General features: G+C 43.4%; 1 pseudogene. It reads left to right on the forward strand.

The features are described 5' to 3' along the window. Nucleotides 1-81 precede the first annotated feature (81 nt). A pseudogene (gene opuAB, locus SB658_RS22030) lies at nt 82-422 on the forward strand (glycine/proline betaine ABC transporter permease subunit OpuAB); the annotation flags it as partial.

The following is a 422-nucleotide window of genomic DNA, read 5'->3' on the forward strand; positions in this document are numbered from 1 at the left end:
CTTTCAGGAAATAACGATTATATAAATGTTGAAGATTCTGCTGAACAAGCTCAGGATTCTTCTGTTCAGGGGGTGAAGTAAATGGACAGATTGCCTAGAATTCCGTTAGCAGATATCGTTGACCGGTTTGTTGACTGGCTTACCATGACGTTCGGAGGTTTCTTTGACGGAATCTCAAACGGTTTGGCCGCTTTCGTAAACGCGATTGTGAGCGGTTTGGGTTTCATCCCGTCTATTTTATTGACTGTTATTTTTGCAGCTCTCGCTTGGTGGATCAGTACGAGAGGAATTGCACTCTTTACGCTAATCGGATTCCTTGTTATTGATTATTTGGGTTATTGGTCGCCGATGCTGCAAACGTTGGCGCTTGTCGTCACATCTGTTTTGATTTCGATTATTATTGGGGTTCCGATCGGCATATG

The organism is Bacillus sp. SIMBA_008 (genome assembly GCF_046535495.1).
Lineage (GTDB): Bacteria > Bacillota > Bacilli > Bacillales > Bacillaceae > Bacillus > Bacillus subtilis.